Below are 21,586 nucleotides of genomic sequence, written 5' to 3' on the forward strand. Positions count from 1 at the left end.
AAAAAGATTAATAAGAAAAGTGTGTATCAGTACATCTATGAGCGCCGGCAGACGGCGAAGCAGCAGATTGTGCAGGATCTGACGATGGGGCTTTCGATGCACAGCGGAACGCTCGAGCATATCTGCATCGACCCGGAAGGGCCGGAGTGCTACTGCGCTTCTTTTTATTGAAGAGTTTCTGCAGTCGGAATTTTAATTTTTAATTATAGAATTTCAGGGATAGAAAATCCGGGAACGGAAAGTTTTAAAATGCTTTCCATTCCCGGATTTTTTCTGTTTTTTATCAGTGTTCGTTTTTAGATAAACATCGCATAAATCGACGCTCCGACCACAGTCAGAATACCTGCAACCGCAATCGAAAGGCTGCTCATCGCACCCTCGACATCGCCCATCTCCATGGCCTTTGCCGTACCGATCGCATGGGAGGCCGATCCGATGCCGATGCCCTTTGCAATCGGCTCCTCAATGTGAAACAGCTTGCAGAGCGTCTCCGCCAGCATATTTCCCAGCACACCGGTGATGATGATAACCGCAACGGTGATTGTCACCGCACCGCCGAGTTCCTCGGATACGCCCATGCCGATCGCTGTGGTGATAGATTTCGGCAGCAGCGTTACGTACATTTTATGATTCAGATTGAAGATCAGCGCCAGCACGAGAACCACGGTAAGGCTCGTCAGCACGCCGGAGAGAATGCCGGCGAGGATGGCTTTGATATTCTTTTTCAATGCCTCCATCTGCTCATACAGCGGAATGGCAAGGCAGACCGTTGCAGGTGTCAGCAGATAGCTTAAATATTTGGCTCCGTCATTGTAGTTCTGATAATCGATATCGAAAACAGCAAGGAATACAATGACGACTGCAATCGAAATCAGCAGCGGATTGAAGATCGGCAGACCGAATTTTTTCTTTAACAGCATGCCGAGCTCATACGCCAGAAGGCTGATGACAACGCCGAAAAATGCAGATTCACAGAGCATATTTGTCATTTTGCGTCCCCTCCTTTGTGTTTCTTTTCCAGCCGGATGACTGCCTGTGTCACGCGTCCGGACACAATCATAACGACGATGGTGCTCACCAGCGTAATCACGAGAACCGGAACGAGAACGGCTTTTAATTCACCCCAGGATTCCATCAGGCCGACGCCCGCCGGAATGAACATGACCGGCATGATCTCAATCATAAACTTGCCTGCGTCCTCGACGGCATCAAGTTTTAATGCCCCCGTCATCAGAAGCGCCAGCATCAGCACAAGGCCGTAGATACTTGCCGGAATCGGAAGCGGCAGCACGGCGTGCAGGATTTCCCCGACGAACGAAACCGCCATAATTACAAGGAACTGTCTTAATAATTTCACTTTGTCTGTTGTCCTTTCTCCCCATAACCCACATAACATCACTACTTCTCAATGTCACGACCCCGATTATACTACCCGCATAAAAGAATTTCAACCGTAAATGTTACTGCAATTTTGGCGATTTTTGCAAAAAAAAGCAAAAAAATGCCCGCCGATCAAACGAAAAAGTGAAATCGGTGGGCATTTTAACACGATTTTTTGAGTTGATCCGATACGGAACTTTTTAGACATTGCTTTCGGCTTTTTTCCGGTCCGGCAGGACAAAGATAAAGATCAGCGAACTGACAAGCAGCATGCCCGGGTAAAAGAGGTTTGCCATGATTTCGAAGGCGGAGAGCTCATATCCCAGTTCATGCACCGCGGAGATTGCCACGAGCATCTGCGCGCCGTACGGCAGGATGCCCTGCGAGATGCAGGAGAAGGTATCGAGGAGCGATGCCGTTTTCCTCGGGGTGATGCCGTAGTCCTCGGACATCTGCTTTGCGATCGGGTTTGCCATGACGATCGCGACGGTGTTGTTTGCGGTCGCAATGTCGAGCAGCGCGACGAGAATGCCGACACCGAGCTGGCCGCCCTTTTTTCCGCGGAAGATTTTGTGAATGGCGCGAAGCAGGACAGTAAAGCCGCCGTTTTCCCGGATCAGCGCGCACATCGCAGCGACAAGAATCGCAACCATACATGTCTCAAACATACCCGAAGTGCCGCTTCCCATGCTGGAGAGCATCTCCCACAGCGTCGTCTGTCCCGTGCCGAGCATGATGACCGCACCGGATACAATGCCGACAAGGAGCACGACAAATACCTGAATGCCCGCGATGCCGCCGATCAGCACCAGCAGGTACGGAACCATCTGCAGCAGATGGTATTCGTGGACGATCGGTGTGCCCGGCGCCTGGAGGAAGGAGATTACAAGGATCAGCGCCAGCGCGGCAAGAGCAGCCGGGAGAGCGATCCAGAAGTTTTCGCGGAACTTGTCTTTCATCTCGCAGCCCTGTCCGTTGCAGGCGGCGATCGTCGTGTCGGAGATGAAGGAGAGGTTATCGCCGAACATCGATCCGCCCATGACAGAGGCGACGCAGAGCGCCAGCGAAAAGCCGGAGGTCTCGGCAACAGCAGCGGCGATCGGCACGAGAAGCGTGATCGTTCCGACGGAGGTTCCCATGGCCGTGGAGACGAAGCAGGCAACGACAAAGAGAACAGCGACGGCATACTTTGCCGGAATCCAGGAGAGCATGAAATAGGCAACGCTCTCTGCACTGCTCCTTCCGACAACGCCGACAAACGTGCCTGCGGCGAGGAAGATCAGCAGCATTGTGATGATGTTTTTGTCCCCGATGCCCTGTCCCATGAGGGCGAGCTTTTCTTCAAACGGGACACTGCGGTTCTGCAGACAGGCGACGAGGATCGCAGCCAGAAACGCGACGACGATGGGGATGTTGTAGAAGCCCATCGGAATTTTTAAAATATACTCGGAATAAATGCCGAGCCCCAGATAAAACACCAGAAAAACGGCGATCGGGAGCAGGGCGGATGGCTTTCCTTTTTTCATAGAAATAAATACCAGACCTTTCATGTGATTTTCCTTATTTTTCAATAGGGCGAATAGAATTATTTTATCATCTGGATCAGAAATCGTAAAGTAAAAAAGCAGGAAAAAACACGCCGGACATCTGGTAAATTCCAGAAATCCGGCGTGTTTTATAAGAGGCGCGTTTTGCTGTGCCTGTGCTTTATCATTTTGCAAGGAGCATCATAATCTGATTGCTTCTGCTTACGAATTTTGTCATCTCGTCCGGAGAGAGCGGTTTGTGGCTGATCATGGCCAGATCATACAGCTGCTCGCAGAACAGGGATGTGTTGTCGTTCTCGCCATTCTTCAGAATGTACTGAACGAGCGGATGTTTTGCATTCAGGATCAGAGTTTCCTGTCCGCCGAACATGGACGGATCCATGCCGGTCATGCCGTACATCTTCATCATATCCTGCATCCGGCGGCTCTCCTCGGAAAGTGTTACCATGGAGGATACGTTCTCATCTTTCAGGTTTTCAACTTTGACGGTCAGGTCTTTCTTGTCAAGGACTTTGCGGAAGAGATCGGTCAGTGTATTGGTAGCGTCAGTCAGATCCTCACCGGACTCATCTTTCATATCGTTGGTCAGATCTGCGTCGATGCGCTGGAAGGTCACATGTTCGTTGTAACGCTCTGCATGGGTGATGAAAGCGGAGTCGATGTTGTGTTTCAGGATGACAGCGTCCATGCCCTGGCTGCGGAACATGTTGATATACTGGCTCTGCTGAACTTCGTCGGTGACGTAGTAAACTGTCGTTTTTTCCGGCTCTTTCTTCTCGTCAGCGTTTTCCGCATTTTCTGTATTCTTAGCAGTTTCAGCCTTCTCCTCGGTGTTCTCTGCAGGAGCTTCTTCTTTCTTATTCTCGTTGATGCAGTCCTCAAGGGTCAGATATTTTCCGTCGATGTTCTTGAACAGAATGTAGTCCATCATCTTCTTGGAGAATTTCTCGTCCTTGATGCATCCGTATTTGATGAACGGGTTGATATCATCCCAGTATTTCTCGTAGTTCTCACGGTCGGTCTTGCACATGCCGGAGAGTTTGTCAGCGAATTTCTTGGAGATATACTCGGAGATCTTCTTGACAAATCCGTCGTTCTGCAGTGCGCTTCGGGATACGTTCAGCGGCAGATCCGGGCAGTCGATGACACCTTTTAAGAGCATCAGGTACTCCGGAATAACTTCTTTGATGTTGTCTGCAATAAATACCTGGTTGTTGTACAGTTTGATGGTTCCCTCGATGGAATCGTACTCGGTGTTGATGCGCGGGAAGTAGAGGATACCTTTCAGGTTGAACGGATAGTCCATGTTCAGGTGGATCCAGAACAGCGGCTCGCGGTAGTCATTGAAGACTTTGCGGTAGAACTCTTTGTAGTCCTCGTCGGTGCACTCGTTTGGATGTTTCGTCCACAGCGGGTGGATATCACTGATGGAAACCGGGCGTTTGTTGATTTTTACTTTCTCTTTTGCCGGAGAAACCTCAACCTGCTCTTTGGTTCCGTCTTCTTTTTCTTTCTCTTCGTATTTTGCATCCTCGTGGATGTGCTCAACGACAACGTCGTCCTCTTTTAATTCACTCTCGTCGATCGTCTCGTACTCCTGCGGAGCGTTTGCTTTGGACAGGAAGATTTCAACCGGCATGAAGGAGCAGTATTTCTCGAGTACTTCGCGGACACGGTATTCATTGGCGAACTCGAGGCAGTCCTCATTCAGGAACAGGGTGATTTCGGTACCAACGGTTGTTTTGCTGCCCTCGGACATATCGTACTCGGTGCTTCCGTCACAGGTCCAGTGAACCGGTGTGGAGCCTTCTTTGTAGGAAAGAGTATCGATGTGCACTTCGTCGGCTACCATGAAAGCAGAGTAGAAACCAAGACCGAAGTGGCCGATCATCTGATCCGGGTTTGTTTTGTCTTTGTATTTCTCCAGGAACTCGGTAGCGCCGGAGAAAGCGATCTGGGTAATGTATTCTTCGACTTCGTCAGCCGTCATACCAAGACCGGTATCGATGAATTTCAGGGTTTTCTCATCCGGGTTTACAATGACCTGGATGGATGCTTTGTAGTCATCCGGCAGTGTATATTCGCCCATGCCGTCCAGCTTTTTCAGTTTGGTGATGGCATCGCAGCCGTTGGAAACGAGCTCGCGGACAAAGATGTCGTGATCGGAATACATCCATTTTTTAATAATCGGGAAAATATTGTCACTGTTGATAGAAAGATTTCCATGTTTCGCACTCATGAGAAACACACTCCTTTTCTTATAAAAATATTTTGTCCCGGCAAAGCGGGAATACTATGCTTTTTTAGATGTCTGCAGCTTTTTTGCTGCCCTGATAGTTATAGTAATACTGGCACAGGGAAAAGTCAAGAAAAAATTAGCACTCAAGAAAAAAGAGTGCTAACAGAACGGCAAAAAGCCTTGTATTTACCGGTATTCCGGCACTTTCTAAACTTTTTGTAAAGTCCCATCAGAAGGGCTGGCGCGGTTGTTTTCGGAGGAGGGGTATGCTACAATGAAAAGCATAGAAGCGTTTCGAACAGACAGAAGAAAAGGGAGGAAATACATGACAAATACAACGAAGGCGGCGCTGGAAGCGTCGTTAAAGAAGCTGCTTTTGAAGAAACCGCTGGACAAAATTACGATCAACGATCTGACGACAGACTGCGGCATCAGCCGGATGGCGTTTTATTATCATTTTAAGGATATCTACGATCTTGTTGAATGGTCGTGCCTTGAGGATGCAACGCAGGCGCTGCAGGGAAAGAAGACGTATGAGACGTGGCAGGAGGGGGTGCTGCAGATTTTTGAGGCAGTGCTCGAGAACAAACCGTTTATTATGAATGTCTACCATTCGGTAAGCCGCGAGCAGATTGAGACGTATCTCTTTCATCTGACGCACGATCTGCTGTACGGTGTCGTGCAGGAGAAAGCAAAAGGAACCGGCATCTCCGAGGCGGATCAGAGCTTCATCGCAGATTTCTATAAGTACAGCTTCACCGGCGTCATGCTCGACTGGATCAAGGACGGCATGAAAGCAGATTACCATGTGATTGCAGAGAAAATGCACCGCACGATGGAAGGAAATGTCGTCAATTCCATCCGCAATTTCCAGAAAAACAAATAAAATACTTTACAAAACAGGGCGTGTGATAAAAATTTTATCATCCGCCCTGTTTTGTAAATGGAAAAGCGGGGAAAAATGAAGTAAGATTCAAACTGTCAACAGACAACAGCAACACAACAGAAACTTGTAAAACAAAGAAAGCAGCATAACCAATACGAACCGGGAATTCGAAAAACCATTCCGGCAGTCGTATTTAGAAAAGAAAGGATGAACGTCTATGTCAAAAAAAGGATTAAAATTCGGAATCGCATCAGCAGCAGTCATCGGAGCTGGAGCAGCAGTGCTGCAGGCAAAAAACAAGAGTGAAGCAAAAAAAGCAGCGGAGACAACCACTGTAACATCAGAACCAAAGAATGATTACCGCAACACCGAGCGCGGAAAAGATAAGAAAAACAGCAAAGGCATTTATTATACCAACGGAAACTACGAAGCCTTCGCAAGACCGGAAAAACCGGAAGGCGTCGATGAGAAGAGCGCATACCTTGTAGGAAGCGGCCTCGCAGCCCTCGCAGCAGCGTGCTTCCTCGTAAGAGACGGCCAGATGAAAGGCGATCACATCCACATTCTGGAAGCCATGGACATCGCCGGCGGTGCCTGCGACGGTATCTACGATCCGACCCGCGGCTACATCATGAGAGGCGGCCGTGAGATGGAAAACCACTTCGAGTGCCTGTGGGATCTGTTCCACAGCATCCCGTCGATTGAGACACCTGGCGTATCCGTTCTCGACGAGTATTACTGGCTGAACAAAAAAGATCCGAACTACTCCCTGTGCCGTGCAACGAAGAACCGCGGCGAGGATGCCCATACCGACGGCAAGTTCAACCTGAGCCAGAAAGGCTGCATGGAGATCATGAAACTCTTCATGACAAGAGATGAGGATCTGTACGACAAGACGATCGAAGATGTTTTTGATGATGAAGTATTCAATTCCACCTTCTGGCTGTACTGGAGAACGATGTTCGCCTTCGAAAACTGGCACAGTGCACTGGAGATGAAGCTGTACTTCCAGCGGTTCATTCACCACATCGGCGGACTGCCGGACTTCTCCGCACTGAAATTTACGAAGTACAACCAGTACGAGTCCCTGATTCTTCCGATGAAGAAATACCTCGAGGATGCCGGCGTAGACTTCCAGTTCAATACCGAAGTAACCAACGTTATCTTTGAAATCAACGATGGAAAGAAAGTCGCAAAAGCCATCGAGTGCAAAGTAAACGGCGTCGAGAAAGGCATCGTTCTCACCGAGAATGACCTCGTCTTCGTTACCAACGGAAGCTGCACCGAAGGCACGATCTACGGCGATCAGAACCATGCACCGAACGGTGATGCAGAGGTCCGCACAAGCGGCTGCTGGAGCCTGTGGAAAAACATTGCAAAACAGGATCCGTCCTTTGGCCATCCGGAGAAATTCTGCTCCGATATCGCAAAGACGAACTGGGAATCCGCAACGATCACCACACTCGACGACAAGATCATCCCGTATATCACCAATATCTGCAAACGTGATCCGAGAACCGGAAAGGTTGTTACCGGCGGTATCGTAAGCTGCCAGGATTCCAAGTGGCTCTTAAGCTGGACCATCAACCGTCAGGGACAGTTCAAAGAGCAGGATAAAGACAAGGTATGCGTATGGGTTTACAGCCTGTTCACCGACGTACCTGGCGACTATGTGAAGAAACCGATGAAAGAGTGCACCGGTAAAGAGATTACCGAAGAGTGGCTGTACCACCTCGGCGTGCCGGTTGACCAGATTCCGGAGCTGGCAGAGAACAGCGCCGTTTGCGTACCGACCATGATGCCGTACATCACCGCATTCTTTATGCCAAGAAGAAAGGGCGACCGCCCGGATGTCATCCCGGATGGCTGTGTCAACTTCGCATTCCTTGGACAGTTCGCTGAGACACCAAGAGATACCATCTTCACAACAGAGTATTCCGTTCGTACTGCAATGGAAGCTGTTTACGGACTCCTCGGCGTAGACCGCGGCGTGCCGGAGGTATGGGGCAGCGTTTACGATATCCGCGACCTGCTGGACAGCTCCGTGAAGCTGATGGATGGAAAATCCCCTCTGGAAATCGAGCTTCCTGGACCGCTCAACCTGCTGAAAAAACCTCTGCTGAAGCTGGTGGATGGAAATGTAGTGGGAGATCTCTTAAAAGAGCATGGAATTATCAAAGAGGATATGCTGAAATAAGAAATAGAAAATAAGTAAGAAATGCAATAAGACCTGCGCTTTCAAACGGCGCAGGTCTTATTGCGTTGCTAGGTATGCTCTCAAACAATTATAGAAATCCCCGAAAATAATGCAAAAAATTCAGCACCGCGGAGCGTGAATTACTGCGTCACAGATTTTCGTCGTTAAGCAGATTTTTTCGTGAAAAACAGCGCGGCGCAGACGGCGGCGATGCCTCCGGCGAGCTTTGCAACGAGAAGCGGCACGACAAAATCAGGATCGGTGCCGAACGTAAATCCCATATGTGCGGCGATGGTCGATGCGGCGGAGACGAGGAAAGCTGCGTTTACAATCTTTCCGCGCTCGTCCATCTTTTCCATCATTGTGATCGCCGGAACGGGGCTGACAATGCCCATCAGAAGACCGGCGGCGCTGCTGTCGTTCATGCCGGTTTTTCTTCCGATGAAAGAGAGCGGTTTTTTGAGCGCCCGCTGTAAAAGCTCCGCCGTCGGAAGGCTGCCGAGCAGCACAATGCCGATCGAGGAGACAACCGCCATTGCATCCTCGAGAGGGGCAAGGTCCGGGAGAAGTGAAAATCCGGTCATGTAGCAGAACGCACCAGCGATGAGGCCGATCGTCGTCAGAAGCCGGATGATGTTTGCAAATACCGTAAACGCGCGCACCGTGGCGTCCGGAAAACGCCAGATGCCGAACATCAGCAGAAAGCAGAAGAGAAGCACCGGGAGCGACTGGATTACGATCTGCAGGAAAGAAAGCCCCGAGAGCAGTCCGCCGACAACCAGAGTGACCGGAAGTGTGCCGGTGCCGATCAGCATACCGCGGGAGAAAAAGAGCCGGTCGCTTTTCTTTAACATCCCCATGCCGACCGGAATTGTGAATGTGATCGTACAGCCGAGCGTTGCCGCAACGACAAGTCCCGCGTAGCGCACCATCTCCTGAGATGTCGAAAGCTCTCCGGCGAGCTGGTAGCCGCCCATATCGATCGCGAGAATGCCGGAAAGCAGCCCTGCATCGAGCCCGAGATGGTTCCAGAGCGGAACAAGGGCAAAACGGAGAAAACGGGAAAGAAGCGGCGTCAGGCAGATGATGCCCGCCATGGAGAGCGCCGTCGGCCCGAGCAGGTTAAAACCCTCCTCAAACCGTTTTCCAAGCCCGAAGCGGTTTCCAGCGATCCGGTCGACACCGCCGAGTACCGCACCGACCGCCATGATCCACATAATAATCTGATTCATAAAAATAGAACCTTTCTATATAGAAGTATTTTGGTTTAAATCTGTTCTTCAAATGCAATTTCATGTTTCAGCAGAAACTGGCGGACTTCCTCATCGAAGACGCGGTTGAGCGACTTGTCCATCGTAAAAATTTTGAAGGAAGTGCCGGTCGTGAGAAGGAGTTTGCCGTCTTTATATTGAAAATTTAGAAAGCATCCGAAGATATTCTCAATTTCAAACGGCAGTGCGTGATCCGCAATCATTTTCTCACAGGCAGCCTGCGGGAGCTGAAACACAAATTTGAACTGCAGCGGTGTCCGCTTTCCTTTAATAACAGAGTAGCAAAACGATTTCACATCCTTCCAGAGAAGCCGCGTGCGTCCCTTTTCCTTTAAAAGCTGCGCGTCGTCGGGATCGAAAAAGTCCGTGTGGAGACTTCCGTCGATGGAGAACGTCGTAAACGTTGTGATCGACGCCTCGGAGACGGGAAAACGGTCAAATGTCTCGAGGCGGAGCAGCGTGTTCATAAAATTCTTTAACTGTGTAATCTGCAGGATAATCATCCGTAGTTAAAACCAGCCTTTCTTTTTAAAATACCAAATTTCAACAGCAACAATGAGAATACAGATGCCGATCAGGATAAAGTATGCGTACGGGGCGGAAAGCTCGGGCATATGCGTAAAGTTCATGCCGTACCAGCCGGCGATCAGCGAGAGCGGGAAGAAAAGGGTCGAGACGACCGTCAGAATCCGCATCGTATCGTTCTGACGCAGGTCGATCTGGGATTGCTGCATCTCGCGGATCTGTAAGGCGTACTCCCGCAGCATCTGTGTGTGGTCGTACAGGCGGTCCACACGGTTTCCAAGGCGCGCAAACTGGCGGGCGCATTCCGGGGGAAGAAAGTGATTTTCGTCCTCGGAGAGTATTTCGCACATGTCGAGAAGCTGCTGGTAATAGGCATGGAACACGAGCAGCTCCCGACGGATCGTGATCAGGGTCCGCTGCAGCTCTTTTGGCAGAGTGTCGAGAAGAGACTCCTCGATTGTCGCGAGGCGCTTCTCAAAATTCTGCAGATAGAGCATATCCTCCTGGATCAGCGATTCCAGAAACGAGAAAAACAGATGGAACACGTCGGAAGTATCGAGCGGTTCTTCCGGAAAGAGGCGGCTCTGCAAAGCCGGAAGTGTCTGTTCGTCGGATGCCAGAATAAGCTGTTCACGATCAAGGTAAAATGCCAGCGAGAATGCGTGATGAAGCGGATGTGTCTTGTCCGGGACGGCAAGGGATCCGACCAGGCAGTCAGGCAGCAGCTCCGCGCGGCAGTATTCGATGCGCTCCGGCTCCAGACTGCGTTTCAAAAGAGAGAATCCGGGCAGCGCCGCGCAGACCTTGGAAGCTTCCGAAAACGAAAGCAGGGAAAGCCGGACTGAATCCGAAAAAGTCCATTCCATACGTACCACCTCCTGAAAACAAGTCATGGAAAAGATCCATAAAAAGATCCATAAGCAAAAAAGCCGTATGACCGTAGTATACCGCAAAAAGGGGAGTGCGACAAGAAAAGGAAAAAACTTTTAAAAAGAAAAAACTTTTTGCAATGGGGCACTAAGTGTGTTATGATAAAATGTAGTTATCAAAACTACATGACAAATTATCAAAAAATTCACTGTGTCGGATTCGTCCCTACAAGAAAAGGTTTGAAAAAGAGCGGTGATTGGAAATACGAAGGTCCGCTGTGAGCAAAAGGCGGAATTAAGTTTGGAGGGACTATAGATATGAGTTTTCACATTGTTGCAGACAGCTGCTGTGAACTGACAGCAGATATGAAAAAAAGAGGAAATATTGAAATTGCACCGCTGACCCTGGAAGTCGGCGGCGAATCCATTCTGGATGACGAGACATTCGACCAGAAATATTTTTTAAAGAGAGTAGCGGAATGCCCGGAGTGCCCGAAATCCGCCTGCCCGTCGCCGGATTATTTCCGGAAATCTTTTCTGAACGGAGCAGAACGGTGCTACGCGGTCACACTCTCCGCACAGCTCAGCGGTTCCTATAACAGCGCAGTGCTCGGTGCAAACCTGGCGCAGGAGGAGAACGAGGATCTGAAGATTCACGTATTCAATTCCAGAAGCGCATCGATAGGAGAGACCCTGATCGTGAAAAAAATCGTGGAGTGCGAGGAAGCCGGCATGAGCTTTGAGCGCGTCGTAGAGACAGTAGAACTCTATATCAGCACACAGCACACCTATTTCGTGCTGGAAAATCTCGAAACTCTGCGGAAAAACGGCCGTCTTTCCAAGGTGAAAGCGCTCGTTGCATCCGCCCTTAAAATCAAACCGGTCATGGGCTCCACACCGGAGGGCGATATCGTTCAGCTCGATCAGGCGCGCGGCATCAACAGAGCGCTGATGAAGATGGTCGATGCCGTTGTGAATGATGCACAGCATGTGGAGACAAAGACCCTCGCCGTTTCCCACTGCAACTGCCCGGAGCGCGCCGAGATGGTAAAAGAAGCCCTTCTGGAGCGCCTTGCGGTACAGGATGTCTTCGTACTCGATACCCAGGGCGTCAGCAGTATGTATGCAAATGACGGCGGAATTATCATTGTATTATAACTTTTCTCTTCCCTTTTTGTTGAAAATGTAGTATAATTTTCAACATGTTTGAAAGTGCCGCCGGGCACTTTTTAGAAATCAAAGGAGAAGTAGAAACATGAGTCAGGAAAAAGTTGACCGCTATAAAAAGGAAAAAGCGAACCGTGAGAAAATCATGAGACGTGAAAGATGGATCACGAGACTGGAAGTTACCGCTTTCGTCGTTGTTCTGGCTGCCCTGATCGGCTGGTTCTCCGTTGCTGTTTACCAGAACTCGGTAGCAGAGAAAAAGGCGAACCGCACGACAGAAACTACAACGATGAACGTGACGGATATTCAGAATTATCTGAGCGAGACCAACACATCCAGCGACAGCAGTGCAGATGACACCAGCGACAGCTCTGATGCTTCCGATACATCTTCGGACAGCACAGCAGATACGGCAAGTGACAGCACAGCAGATTCCACCAGCGAAAGTACAGCGGAATAAGCAGAATTGTTAAAGAAAGCAAAAGCGCTTACCACAGACGGGAAAATTCCGGAGTGATAAGCGCTTTTGTTATAGAGATTTGAAAAAAACTATGAGAAACACGCTCCGCGAGTTTCTCGAGTTATCGCGGCAGTCGCCAGTGTCTCGTGCAGGCACGGACTTTTGCTCGTTGCCCGCGTAAATTAAAAAACCGGAGGACATACGTCCCCCGGCCTTTCGCTTATGGTTAATTAGCATTTAACAACGTTGGAAGCCTGCATTCCGCGAGCACCCTCGGTAAGATCGTAAGTAACTGCCTGACCTTCGTCAAGAGTTTTGAATCCTTCACCCTGGATAGCGGAGAAATGTACGAATACATCGTTTCCGTCTTCGCCTGTGATGAAGCCATAGCCCTTCTCTGCGTTAAACCATTTCACTGTTCCCTTGTTCATTGTGAGTTACCTCCATAAAATTAAAAAATAAGCATGATGTGGGAATGCATATGTTCCCCCATAAGCGAGTGAACTTTTGGTAAAAAAATTCACCAGCTATTACAGATTATATTGAAGGTGAATGCTAATATAATCTCTAATAGCTAGTGACCACGTATTACATCTCAACATCTTCTCGATTGAGACTATTATAATCTTGCAAATCAAAAAAGTCAAGAAAAAACTCTTTATTTCAGGAAAGATTTCGTGTATTATAAAAAGGAAGAATGATCGGGAATCCGGTCAGAAAAAAAGAAAGGATCAGAGAACGTAAGATGAGTATCTTAATCAAAAATGGACAGGTCATCGACCCGGCCACCCAAAAAGACGAAATCAGTGATGTTCTGATCGAAAACGGCGTTATTACACGGGTTGAAAAAGGAATCCGCGTAAAAGATGCGCAGGTAATAGATGCAAAAGGCTGCTATGTAATGCCTGGCATCATCGATATGCATGTACATCTCCGCGACCCGGGGCAGACATATAAAGAAGATATTGAAAGCGGTTCGAAAGCAGCCGCAAAAGGAGGCGTGACAACGCTGGTAGCGATGCCGAATACAAAACCGGTCATCGACAGCCCGGACCGCGTCAACTATGTAACGATCAAAGCAGACCGTTTTTCTCCGATTAATGTACTGCAGGCAGGCGCCATCACAGTAGGACAGAAGGGTGAAGAGCTCGCCGATATCGAGGGCATGATAAAAGCCGGCATCCCGGCGATCAGCGAGGACGGAAAATCCGTTATGAACGCGCTGCTCTACAAAGAGGCCATGGAGATTGCCGCAGAGAAAAACATTCCGGTGCTGGCTCACTGCGAGGACAAGAACCTCGTAAACGGCGGCTGCATGAATGAGGATGCAAACTCGAGAGAGTGGCATCTGCCGGGAATCACAAACTCTGTAGAAAACACGATTGTTGCAAGAGATATCGTACTTGCCGCAGAGACAGGCGCACACCTGCATCTGTGCCACTGCTCGACCAAAGAGAGCGTGGATATGGTGCGCGAGGCGAGAAAGGCCGGCGTTTCGATTTCCGCTGAGGTCTGCCCGCATCACTTTACGCTTTGCAGCGACGACATCGTAAAAGGCGACACCAACTACAAGATGAACCCGCCGCTCCGTACGAAAGAGGACCTCGAGGCACTGCGCCAGGGTCTGAAAGACGATGTCTTTGATGTCATCAGCACCGATCATGCACCGCATGCGCTGACCGAGAAGCAGGAGTCCTTCAAGAAAGCTCCGTTCGGCATCGTCGGACTGGAGACGAGTGTGGCTCTTACCATCACCGAGCTTGTGGATACTGAGATTATCACCCCGATGCAGATGGCGGAGAAAATGAGCTACAATCCGGCAAAAATCCTGCATCTGGACAAGAAAGGTTCTCTTGCACCTGGCATGGACGCCGATGTGGTTGTCATTGATCCGGAAGCAGAGTATGTGATCGATCCGAAGGAGTTTGTTTCCAAGGGCAAAAACACTCCGTTCGGCGGCAAGAAAGTCAAAGGAAAAGTTATGGCTACCGTATGCGGCGGCAAGATTGTATACGAAGCTGAGTAATTTCTATAAAAAAAGACAGAAGAGGGAGAGTAAGCAGATGATTAACAAACTGATTGCAAACATCAAAAAAACAAATGCACCGATCGTAGTAGGTCTGGACCCGATGCTGAACTATGTGCCGGAGCACGTACAGAAAAAGGCATTTGCCGAGTACGGAGAGACACTCGAAGGAGCTGCAGAGGCCATCTGGCAGTTCAATAAAGCGATTGTCGACGCAACATACGATCTGATTCCGGCTGTAAAACCGCAGGTTGCCATGTATGAGCAGTTCGGCGTTCCGGGAATGGCAGCGTATGAGAAGACCGTTTCCTACTGCCAGGAAAAGGGTCTCGTTGTCATCGGCGATATCAAACGAGGCGATATCGGTTCTACTTCTGAGGCGTATGCAGTCGGCCACCTCGGCCACGTGCAGGTGGGAAGCAAATCCTACGCCGGATTCCATGAGGATTTTGCAACTGTCAATCCGTATCTTGGATCTGACGGCGTAAAACCGTTCATCAAGGTCTGCAAAGAGGAGAAAAAAGGTATCTTTGTTCTGGTAAAAACCTCGAACCCGTCCAGCGGCGAGTTCCAGGACCGCATCATCGACGGACGTCCGCTGTATGAGTGGGTCGGCGAGCAGGTTGCCGCGTGGGGCGAGGAGCACATGGGCGATGATTACAGCTATGTGGGAGCTGTTGTCGGCGCTACGTACCCGGAGATGGGCAAGGTGCTGCGTAAGGTAATGCCGAAATCCTACATCCTGGTACCGGGCTACGGTGCACAGGGCGGAAAAGGAAAAGACCTCGTTCACTTCTTCAATGAGGACGGACTGGGTGCAATCGTAAACTCTTCGAGAGGTATTATCGCTGCTTACAAACAGGAAAAATATGCCGAGTTTGGCACTGAGAACTTTGCGGATGCTTCAAGAGCAGCTGTAAAGGATATGGTTGAGGATATCAGCGGGGCGCTTGCTGCTGCAAAATAAGAATACAGGGTGAAAAGCTCAGAAGGTCTGCCGGGTAGATGTTATGTCGGCCGGAGGATATTTTGGGCTTTTCGCCGATTCAAGAAAATAAAAGGAGTGTTCAGCTTATGAAAATCAAGGAATGCTGTACTGTGGAAAGTCAGGAGTGCATTGCAAAAGGGATTTACAGCATGTGGATTTCCACGAAAGTGATTGCAAAAGAGGCGAAGGCCGGCCAGTTTATTTCTCTGTTTTCGAAAGACGGCAGCCGTCTTCTGCCGCGTCCGATTTCTCTTTGTGAGATCGACCGCGAGGGAGGAAGACTTCGGATTGTCTACCGTGTGGCAGGTGCAGGAACGGAGGAGTTTTCGCATCTGAAAGCGGGGGATGAGGTTGATATTTTAGGGCCGCTTGGAAATGGATTCCCGATCGAGGAAGGGAAGGGAAAACGTGTGATGCTGATGGGCGGCGGTATCGGTGTTCCGCCGATGCTGCAGACGGCGAAGGATCTTGGAACGGACACGATCATCTGCTGTGGTTACCGCGATGAGTTGTTCTTAAATGAGGAGTTTGCTGCGGCAGGCGATCTTCATATTGCAACGGAGGACGGAAGTGCCGGTGTGAAGGGCAATGTGATGGATGCGGTGCGCGAGGATCATCTGGAAGCAGATGTAATTTTTGCCTGCGGTCCGGCTCCGATGCTGCGTGCGATTAAGGCGTACGGTCTGGAAAAGGGAATTCCATGCTGGATTTCGATGGAAGAGAAGATGGCGTGCGGCGTTGGCGCATGTCTTGCGTGTGTCTGCCAGTCGACTGAGGTGGATGGTCATTCGCATGTGCACAATAAGCGGATCTGCAAGGACGGGCCGGTCTTTTTGAGTACGGAAATTGAGCTGTAAGTGACGCGAGGAGGAGAAAAAGCGATGAAGACAAGTGTGAATCTGGCGGGTGTGGAACTGAAGAATCCGGTTATGACGGCATCTGGTACGTTTGGCTCTGGCGCGGAGTACAGTGAGTTTGTGGATTTGAAGGAGCTTGGCGCGGTTGTGACGAAGGGCGTTGCGAATGTGCCGTGGCCGGGGAATCCGACGCCGCGTATTGCGGAGGTTTATGGCGGAATGCTGAATGCGATCGGGCTGCAGAATCCTGGCATTGATGTGTTCTGTGAGAGGGATATTCCGTTTTTGAAGCAGTTTGACACGAAGATTGTGGTGAATGTCTGTGGACGGACGACGGAGGATTATTGTGAGGTTGTGGAGCGGCTGGCTTCGGAGCCGGTGGATCTGCTGGAGATTAATATTTCATGCCCGAATGTGAAGGAGGGCGGTATTGCGTTTGGACAGGATCCGAAGGCGGTGGAGGCGATCACCAGAGAAGTTAAAAAATATGCGAAGCAGCCGATTATTATGAAGCTGAGTCCGAATGTGACGGATATTACGGAGATGGCGCGGGCTGCGGAAGCCGGCGGGGCGGATGTGCTGTCGCTGATCAATACGCTTACTGGGATGAAGATTGATATTGAACGGCAGAAGTTTGCGATTGCGAATAAGACTGGCGGTATGTCGGGGCCGGCGGTGAAGCCGGTTGCGGTGCGGATGGTGTATCAGGTGGCGCAGGCAGTGAAAGTGCCGATTATTGGTATGGGCGGTATTGCGTCGGCGGAGGATGCGCTGGAGTTTATTCTGGCGGGGGCTACGGCGGTTTCGATTGGGACGGCGAATTTCTTTAATCCGTATGCGACTGTTGAAACGGTTCGCGGTATCGAGGAGTATATGAGACGGCATAAGGTTGACGATATTAATGAGTTGATTGGAGCTGTGAGATAACGGACGACCTCGCTGGAATTTGCGCCTGCCGTGTGACGGGCGAGAAAAAGAGGGCGGAACTGTGGCCCGGAACAGGCACAGAAAAATGGGAACCAACGCAATTCGTCAGGAAATTTGATAATTTCCCGACTCAGTGCGTTTTGAGATCTGGTGTTGAGCACCAGATCTCATCCCATTTTTCTGCACCTGTTCCGGGCTCACAGTTTCTGCCCTCTTTTTCTATGCCCGCCACACGGCAGGCGCAAATTCCAGTGAGGTCTGGTTGTGTGGAGCTGAAACGAAGTAAGTCTGGAGCCGCCGGGGGCGGATCGGCGTGAGAGTGTTGTGGTGGGTGCATAGTATATAGAAAATGGAAGGTGGTATGTGAGATGAAGTATGGGATCATTAAAGTGAATCGGGCGTTTTTGTATGAGGAGAATGGGGTTGATGTGGTGGATGAGGTGTTTTTTGGATGGGGCGTGATGTGGGAAGATGAGGGGGAGTGGATTGAGGTTTGGACGCATTATGGGTATCGGGGGTGGATGGAGAGGAATTTGATTGAAGAGAGAAGCCGGGAGTGGATGGAGGAGAGGGAAAAGGCCGGGAATACGTATGTGGTGACGCGCGGGTTTGCGGATGTGATGAGGGGAGCGCGGGTGCAGGCGCGGATGTTGGAGACGCTGGGACGGGGGTGTTTTGTGGAGAAAATGGAGGAGACGGAGAATGGGTATTGCAGGGTGAAACTGGCGAATGGGATCAGTGGGTTTGTGCCGGAGGCGGCATTAAGAAAAAGACTGGATTCGGATCGGTTTTTGTGGGGAAAATCGGAAGAGAGGTTTTTTGTGGAGCAGGGGATTCCGGATGGGTGGTCGGAAGAGGAGTTTCGGAGGAAGGTTGTGGAATGTGCGAAGGGGTATCTTGGATGCCAGTACCGGTGGGGCGGGAAGGCGGCGGATGGGATTGACTGTTCGGGTGTGGTGTTTATGGCGTATTTGATGAATGGGGTTTTGATTTGGCGGGATGCGGATATCAGGGAAGGGTATCCCATGAAAGCGATCTGGAGAGAAGGGGAGGAGATGTGTCTGGTGGAGGAACGGGCGAAGGCCGGGGATCTGCTGTTCTGGAAGGGGCATGTGGGGATGTATCTGGGGGACGGCAGGTATCTGCACTGTACGGGGCATGAGAGGGTGTTTGGGTGCAGGGTGAATAGTCTGCGGAGAGGGGATGAGGATTTTCGGGAGGATCTGGCGGAGGCGCTGAAAGTGGTTGGGAGTGTTTTTTCGTGAAATATCTGGAAACGGAAAGTGATCATATGGTACAGGCCGGTGATTTTCCGACGAGTCTTATTATGGCGGACTGCAATTATCTGAAGCGGACGAACGACACGCTGGGCCACGAGTACGGCGATCTTCTGCAGCAGCGGACAGCCGATGCGATCCGGGAGAGCATTCCGAAAAGCTGCGTGGCGATGCGCGTGGGCGGCACGGAAGTAAATAAGACATATATAATTGACATCAGGAAATATCATTTTTGTATTGGAAATCCCTGAAAAAGTTTGTTATAATAATAACAAAGTCGAGAACAAAAGACAAAAGGCGGCTTAAACAGAGAGTGGAAAAACAGAAAATCTGCTGATCTGATCTGCCGGAGCCGCCTGATCAGAAGCAAAACAAGAAAGGGGTTCTGAACAATGGCAAGATTTACATTACCAAGAGATTTATACCACGGAAAGGGTGCTTTAGAGGCACTGAAAACATTTGAGGGAAAACGCGCAATGGTCTGTGTAGGCGGCGGTTCCATGAAACGTTTCGGTTTCCTGGATCGTGCAGTGGATTACCTGAAAGAGGCTGGCATGGAAGTACAGCTTTTCGAAGGAATCGAGTCTGATCCGTCTGTAGAGACGGTTATGCGCGGTGCAAAAGCGATGGAAGAGTTCCAGCCGGACTGGATCGTAGCAATGGGCGGCGGATCTCCGATCGACGCAGCAAAGGCAATGTGGATCAAATACGAGTATCCGGACATCACCTTCGAGGAGATGTGCAAGGTATTCGGAATGCCGAAACTTCGTAAGAAAGCTCACTTCTGTGCAATTTCTTCGACATCAGGAACGGCAACCGAGGTAACCGCATTCGCAGTTATCACCGATTATGAAAAAGGTATCAAATACCCGCTGGCAGACTTCGAGATCACACCGGATGTCGCAATCGTTGACCCGGATCTGGCAGAAACCATGCCGCAGAAGCTGGTTGCTCACACCGGTATGGACGCTATGACGCATGCGATCGAGGCATACGTTTCCACAGCAAACTGTGACTTTACCGATCCGCTGGCGCTGTATGCGATCCGTATGATTCAGGCAGACCTTGTAGATTCCTACAACGGAGATATGGCAAAACGTGACAGCATGCACAATGCACAGTGCCTCGCTGGTATGGCATTCTCCAACGCACTGCTTGGTATCGTTCATTCCATGGCACATAAAACAGGCGCAGCATTCGCTGATTACGGCGCTCATCTGATTCATGGCGCAGCAAATGCCATGTATCTGCCGAAGGTTATCGCTTTCAACGCAAAAGACGAGACCGCAGCAAAACGTTACGCAGTGATCGCGGACGAAATGAAACTGGGCGGCGAGACAACCGAAGAGAAAATCAAACTTCTCATCGCTTATCTGCGCGGCATGAACGACAAATTGAACATTCCGCAGTGCATCAAGAACTACGGAAAGGACAGCTATCCGACCGAGCAGGGCTTCGTTCCGGAAGACGTATTTCTGGAGAGACTGCACGACATTGCCGTAAATGCCATCGCCGATGCCTGCACCGGCTCCAACCCGAGACAGCCATCTGTTGAAGAGATGGAAAAACTGCTGAAATGCTGCTACTATGATACAGAAGTAGATTTCTAAAAAGAAAACATATCAAAATCCCTCCGTTCTCTGGGCGGAGGGATTTTTTGCGTCAGAGAATGAAATTTATCCTCTTCCAGCAAGAAGACTCCGACCTCTAAGGTGGGAGATGAATTGTGTCCGTTATCTTCTTGATATTGTGTTCTAATCATGGTATAATAGAATCAGTCGAATAGCAGAAAGGGGGTTGAAATACAATGGATTTGGATAATAATGCACATTCAGTGTTTTTGCTACACTATCATCTTGTTCTTGTGGTTAAGTACCGCAGACAGGTTTTTGATGACGCAATTTCCGACAGGGCAAAAGAGATCTTTGCGTATATTGCTCCAAATTACCATATCACCCTTGAAGAATGGAATCACGATAAAGACCATGTGCATATACTTTTCAAGGCCCACCCAAATACGGAAATAAGCAAGTTCATAAACGCATATAAAAGTGCAAGCAGCAGACTTTTGAAAAAAGAATTCCCACAGATAAAGAAAAAGCTGTGGAAAGAACATTTCTGGAGTCAGAGTTTTTGCCTGCTTACAACGGGCGGTGCCCCGATTGAAGTAATCCAAAAATACATCGAAAGTCAGGGACAAACGGATCGAAAAAGGAAGTGACCAGCATGGCAAACAAAGCATATAAATTCAGAATATACCCCGATGATGCGCAGAAAGTTTTGTTTGCCAGAACGTTCGGCTGTGTCCGAATGGTGTACAACCATTGGCTTGCCAGAAAAATCAGGCAGTATGAGGAGAACAAAACCACGGTAACCTACACGGTTTGTGCAAAAGAAATGGCTGAAATGAAGAAAACAGAAGCATACGCATTTTTGAGGGAAGTAGACAGTATCGCATTACAACAATCGCTTCGACATCTTGATACGGCATTTCAGAATTTTTTCAAACAGCCGAAGACAGGTTTTCCAAAGTTTAAATCTAAAAAACAGAATAAAAAGAGCTATTCAACGATCTGTATCAATGGAAACATCGCCATATTGAATGGATATTTGAAATTGCCGAAAGCCGGACAAGTCCGGTTGAAACAACACAGAGCTGTTCCGAAAGAATACAAATTAAAATCTGTAACAGTAAGCCAGACACCAGGCGGAAAATATTATGCAAGTATTCTTTTTGAGTACGAAAATCAAGTACAGGAAAAAGAGATGCAGAGTTTTCTGGGGTTAGATTTTTCCATGCATGAATTATATCGTGACAGCAACGGGAATGAACCTGCATATCCGAAGTATTACAGGAATGCAGAGGAAAAATTAGCGAGGGAGCAGCGCAGACTTTCCAAAATGCAGAAAGGTTCGAACAACCGCAGCAGGCAGAGAATCAAGGTGGCAAAACTCCACGAAAAGGTTTCC

General features: G+C 49.5%; 21 protein-coding genes. 13 read left to right on the plus strand and 8 right to left on the minus strand.

Annotated features, from left to right (window positions below; all coding sequences use genetic code 11):
- Positions 1–296: 296 nt before the first annotated feature.
- The 4 genes from ACY2VW_RS11395 to htpG form a co-directional block, all read right to left on the minus strand.
- The gene (locus tag ACY2VW_RS11395) at positions 297–989 is read right to left on the minus strand and encodes an LrgB family protein (RefSeq protein WP_461873895.1); all 693 of its coding nucleotides are present in this window, start codon (positions 987–989) and stop codon (positions 297–299) included.
- Positions 986–1,357: a CidA/LrgA family protein gene (locus tag ACY2VW_RS11400; RefSeq protein ID WP_117804340.1), complete on the minus strand. Its 372-nt coding sequence runs from the start codon at positions 1,355–1,357 to the stop codon at positions 986–988. The genes ACY2VW_RS11395 and ACY2VW_RS11400 overlap by 4 nt, the downstream gene beginning before the upstream one ends.
- Before the next feature lie 223 nt (positions 1,358–1,580).
- Positions 1,581–2,906, minus strand: coding sequence for a Na+/H+ antiporter NhaC family protein (locus ACY2VW_RS11405; protein ID WP_461878157.1), 1,326 nt, complete (start codon positions 2,904–2,906; stop codon positions 1,581–1,583).
- Positions 2,907–3,090: 184 nt separating this feature from the next.
- Complete coding sequence (gene htpG, locus ACY2VW_RS11410) at positions 3,091–5,166, minus strand: molecular chaperone HtpG (protein WP_461878145.1); 2,076 nt, start codon at positions 5,164–5,166, stop codon at positions 3,091–3,093.
- A 325-nt stretch (positions 5,167–5,491) separates the two neighbouring features.
- Between htpG and ACY2VW_RS11415 the strand changes: the two genes are divergently transcribed.
- Together ACY2VW_RS11415 and ACY2VW_RS11420 are read left to right on the plus strand one after the other, a co-directional pair.
- Positions 5,492–6,052: a TetR-like C-terminal domain-containing protein gene (locus tag ACY2VW_RS11415; RefSeq protein WP_461878146.1), complete on the plus strand. Its 561-nt coding sequence runs from the start codon at positions 5,492–5,494 to the stop codon at positions 6,050–6,052.
- A gap of 217 nt (positions 6,053–6,269) precedes the next feature.
- Entirely contained in the window at positions 6,270–8,249 is a 1,980-nt protein-coding gene (locus ACY2VW_RS11420; RefSeq protein ID WP_461878147.1) for an oleate hydratase, read from the plus strand.
- A gap of 164 nt (positions 8,250–8,413) precedes the next feature.
- Here ACY2VW_RS11420 and ACY2VW_RS11425 read toward each other — a convergent pair whose 3' ends face one another.
- The 3 genes from ACY2VW_RS11425 to ACY2VW_RS11435 are packed head-to-tail and all read right to left on the minus strand — an operon-like array spanning position 8,414 to position 10,911.
- Positions 8,414–9,481, minus strand: coding sequence for an ethanolamine utilization protein EutH (locus ACY2VW_RS11425; protein WP_461878148.1), 1,068 nt, complete (start codon positions 9,479–9,481; stop codon positions 8,414–8,416).
- A gap of 35 nt (positions 9,482–9,516) precedes the next feature.
- The gene (locus ACY2VW_RS11430; protein WP_461878149.1) at positions 9,517–10,023 is read right to left on the minus strand and encodes a DUF5721 family protein; all 507 of its coding nucleotides are present in this window, start codon (positions 10,021–10,023) and stop codon (positions 9,517–9,519) included.
- 6 nt (positions 10,024–10,029) lie between these two features.
- The gene (locus ACY2VW_RS11435; protein ID WP_461873885.1) at positions 10,030–10,911 is read right to left on the minus strand and encodes a magnesium transporter CorA family protein; all 882 of its coding nucleotides are present in this window, start codon (positions 10,909–10,911) and stop codon (positions 10,030–10,032) included.
- Positions 10,912–11,232: 321 nt separating this feature from the next.
- Here ACY2VW_RS11435 and ACY2VW_RS11440 point away from each other — a divergent pair, with 321 nt between their 5' ends.
- A complete protein-coding gene (locus ACY2VW_RS11440; RefSeq protein WP_461873884.1) occupies positions 11,233–12,072 on the plus strand; it encodes a DegV family protein in 840 nt (279 codons plus the stop codon).
- 97 nt (positions 12,073–12,169) lie between these two features.
- Positions 12,170–12,541 carry a hypothetical protein gene (locus ACY2VW_RS11445; RefSeq protein ID WP_461878150.1) on the plus strand — a complete coding sequence of 124 codons (372 nt, stop codon included), beginning with the start codon at positions 12,170–12,172 and terminating at the stop codon, positions 12,539–12,541.
- A gap of 230 nt (positions 12,542–12,771) precedes the next feature.
- Here the strand turns inward: ACY2VW_RS11445 and ACY2VW_RS11450 are convergent, their stop codons facing one another.
- Positions 12,772–12,972 (minus strand): cold-shock protein, encoded by a 201-nt coding sequence (locus tag ACY2VW_RS11450; RefSeq protein WP_022461996.1) that lies wholly within the window; start codon positions 12,970–12,972, stop codon positions 12,772–12,774.
- Positions 12,973–13,286: 314 nt separating this feature from the next.
- Between ACY2VW_RS11450 and ACY2VW_RS11455 the strand changes: the two genes are divergently transcribed.
- The 9 genes from ACY2VW_RS11455 to ACY2VW_RS11495 form a co-directional block, all read left to right on the plus strand.
- Entirely contained in the window at positions 13,287–14,567 is a 1,281-nt protein-coding gene (locus tag ACY2VW_RS11455; RefSeq protein ID WP_461878151.1) for a dihydroorotase, read from the plus strand.
- A gap of 37 nt (positions 14,568–14,604) precedes the next feature.
- Entirely contained in the window at positions 14,605–15,534 is a 930-nt protein-coding gene (pyrF, locus tag ACY2VW_RS11460) for an orotidine-5'-phosphate decarboxylase (protein WP_118601421.1), read from the plus strand.
- Positions 15,535–15,641: 107 nt separating this feature from the next.
- On the plus strand, positions 15,642–16,412 hold the full coding sequence (locus ACY2VW_RS11465) for a dihydroorotate dehydrogenase electron transfer subunit (protein WP_022461999.1): 771 nt from the start codon (positions 15,642–15,644) through the stop codon (positions 16,410–16,412).
- Positions 16,413–16,436: 24 nt separating this feature from the next.
- Positions 16,437–17,339, plus strand: a complete 903-nt coding sequence (locus tag ACY2VW_RS11470; RefSeq protein ID WP_461878152.1) for a dihydroorotate dehydrogenase — start codon at positions 16,437–16,439, stop codon at positions 17,337–17,339.
- Positions 17,340–17,707: 368 nt separating this feature from the next.
- Positions 17,708–18,604 carry a C40 family peptidase gene (locus ACY2VW_RS11475; RefSeq protein WP_461878153.1) on the plus strand — a complete coding sequence of 299 codons (897 nt, stop codon included), beginning with the start codon at positions 17,708–17,710 and terminating at the stop codon, positions 18,602–18,604.
- Positions 18,601–18,867, plus strand: a complete 267-nt coding sequence (locus tag ACY2VW_RS11480) for a diguanylate cyclase (RefSeq protein WP_461878154.1) — start codon at positions 18,601–18,603, stop codon at positions 18,865–18,867. Before ACY2VW_RS11475 ends, ACY2VW_RS11480 begins: the two co-directional genes overlap by 4 nt.
- Positions 18,868–19,008: 141 nt before the next feature.
- Entirely contained in the window at positions 19,009–20,226 is a 1,218-nt protein-coding gene (locus ACY2VW_RS11485) for an iron-containing alcohol dehydrogenase (RefSeq protein WP_055221266.1), read from the plus strand.
- A 197-nt stretch (positions 20,227–20,423) separates the two neighbouring features.
- Positions 20,424–20,837 (plus strand): IS200/IS605 family transposase, encoded by a 414-nt coding sequence (tnpA, locus tag ACY2VW_RS11490; RefSeq protein ID WP_461878155.1) that lies wholly within the window; start codon positions 20,424–20,426, stop codon positions 20,835–20,837.
- A gap of 5 nt (positions 20,838–20,842) precedes the next feature.
- Positions 20,843–21,586 (plus strand): RNA-guided endonuclease TnpB family protein (locus ACY2VW_RS11495; protein ID WP_461878156.1); only part of this gene is annotated, 744 nt, incomplete at its 3' end.

Source organism: Fusicatenibacter sp., assembly GCF_977045365.1.

Coding starts and splice junctions, on each gene's coding strand:
- pyrF (WP_118601421.1), top strand. CDS start 14,605: ATGATTAACAAACTGATTGCAAACATCAAAAAAACAAATGCACCGATC.
- ACY2VW_RS11425 (WP_461878148.1), bottom strand. CDS start 9,481: ATGAATCAGATTATTATGTGGATCATGGCGGTCGGTGCGGTACTCGGC.
- htpG (WP_461878145.1), bottom strand. CDS start 5,166: ATGAGTGCGAAACATGGAAATCTTTCTATCAACAGTGACAATATTTTC.
- ACY2VW_RS11420 (WP_461878147.1), top strand. CDS start 6,270: ATGTCAAAAAAAGGATTAAAATTCGGAATCGCATCAGCAGCAGTCATC.
- ACY2VW_RS11395 (WP_461873895.1), bottom strand. CDS start 989: ATGACAAATATGCTCTGTGAATCTGCATTTTTCGGCGTTGTCATCAGC.
- ACY2VW_RS11405 (WP_461878157.1), bottom strand. CDS start 2,906: ATGAAAAAAGGAAAGCCATCCGCCCTGCTCCCGATCGCCGTTTTTCTG.
- tnpA (WP_461878155.1), top strand. CDS start 20,424: ATGGATTTGGATAATAATGCACATTCAGTGTTTTTGCTACACTATCAT.
- ACY2VW_RS11465 (WP_022461999.1), top strand. CDS start 15,642: ATGAAAATCAAGGAATGCTGTACTGTGGAAAGTCAGGAGTGCATTGCA.
- ACY2VW_RS11475 (WP_461878153.1), top strand. CDS start 17,708: ATGAAGTATGGGATCATTAAAGTGAATCGGGCGTTTTTGTATGAGGAG.
- ACY2VW_RS11455 (WP_461878151.1), top strand. CDS start 13,287: ATGAGTATCTTAATCAAAAATGGACAGGTCATCGACCCGGCCACCCAA.
- ACY2VW_RS11415 (WP_461878146.1), top strand. CDS start 5,492: ATGACAAATACAACGAAGGCGGCGCTGGAAGCGTCGTTAAAGAAGCTG.
- ACY2VW_RS11450 (WP_022461996.1), bottom strand. CDS start 12,972: ATGAACAAGGGAACAGTGAAATGGTTTAACGCAGAGAAGGGCTATGGC.
- ACY2VW_RS11435 (WP_461873885.1), bottom strand. CDS start 10,911: ATGGAATGGACTTTTTCGGATTCAGTCCGGCTTTCCCTGCTTTCGTTT.
- ACY2VW_RS11430 (WP_461878149.1), bottom strand. CDS start 10,023: ATGATTATCCTGCAGATTACACAGTTAAAGAATTTTATGAACACGCTG.
- ACY2VW_RS11440 (WP_461873884.1), top strand. CDS start 11,233: ATGAGTTTTCACATTGTTGCAGACAGCTGCTGTGAACTGACAGCAGAT.
- ACY2VW_RS11485 (WP_055221266.1), top strand. CDS start 19,009: ATGGCAAGATTTACATTACCAAGAGATTTATACCACGGAAAGGGTGCT.
- ACY2VW_RS11470 (WP_461878152.1), top strand. CDS start 16,437: ATGAAGACAAGTGTGAATCTGGCGGGTGTGGAACTGAAGAATCCGGTT.
- ACY2VW_RS11445 (WP_461878150.1), top strand. CDS start 12,170: ATGAGTCAGGAAAAAGTTGACCGCTATAAAAAGGAAAAAGCGAACCGT.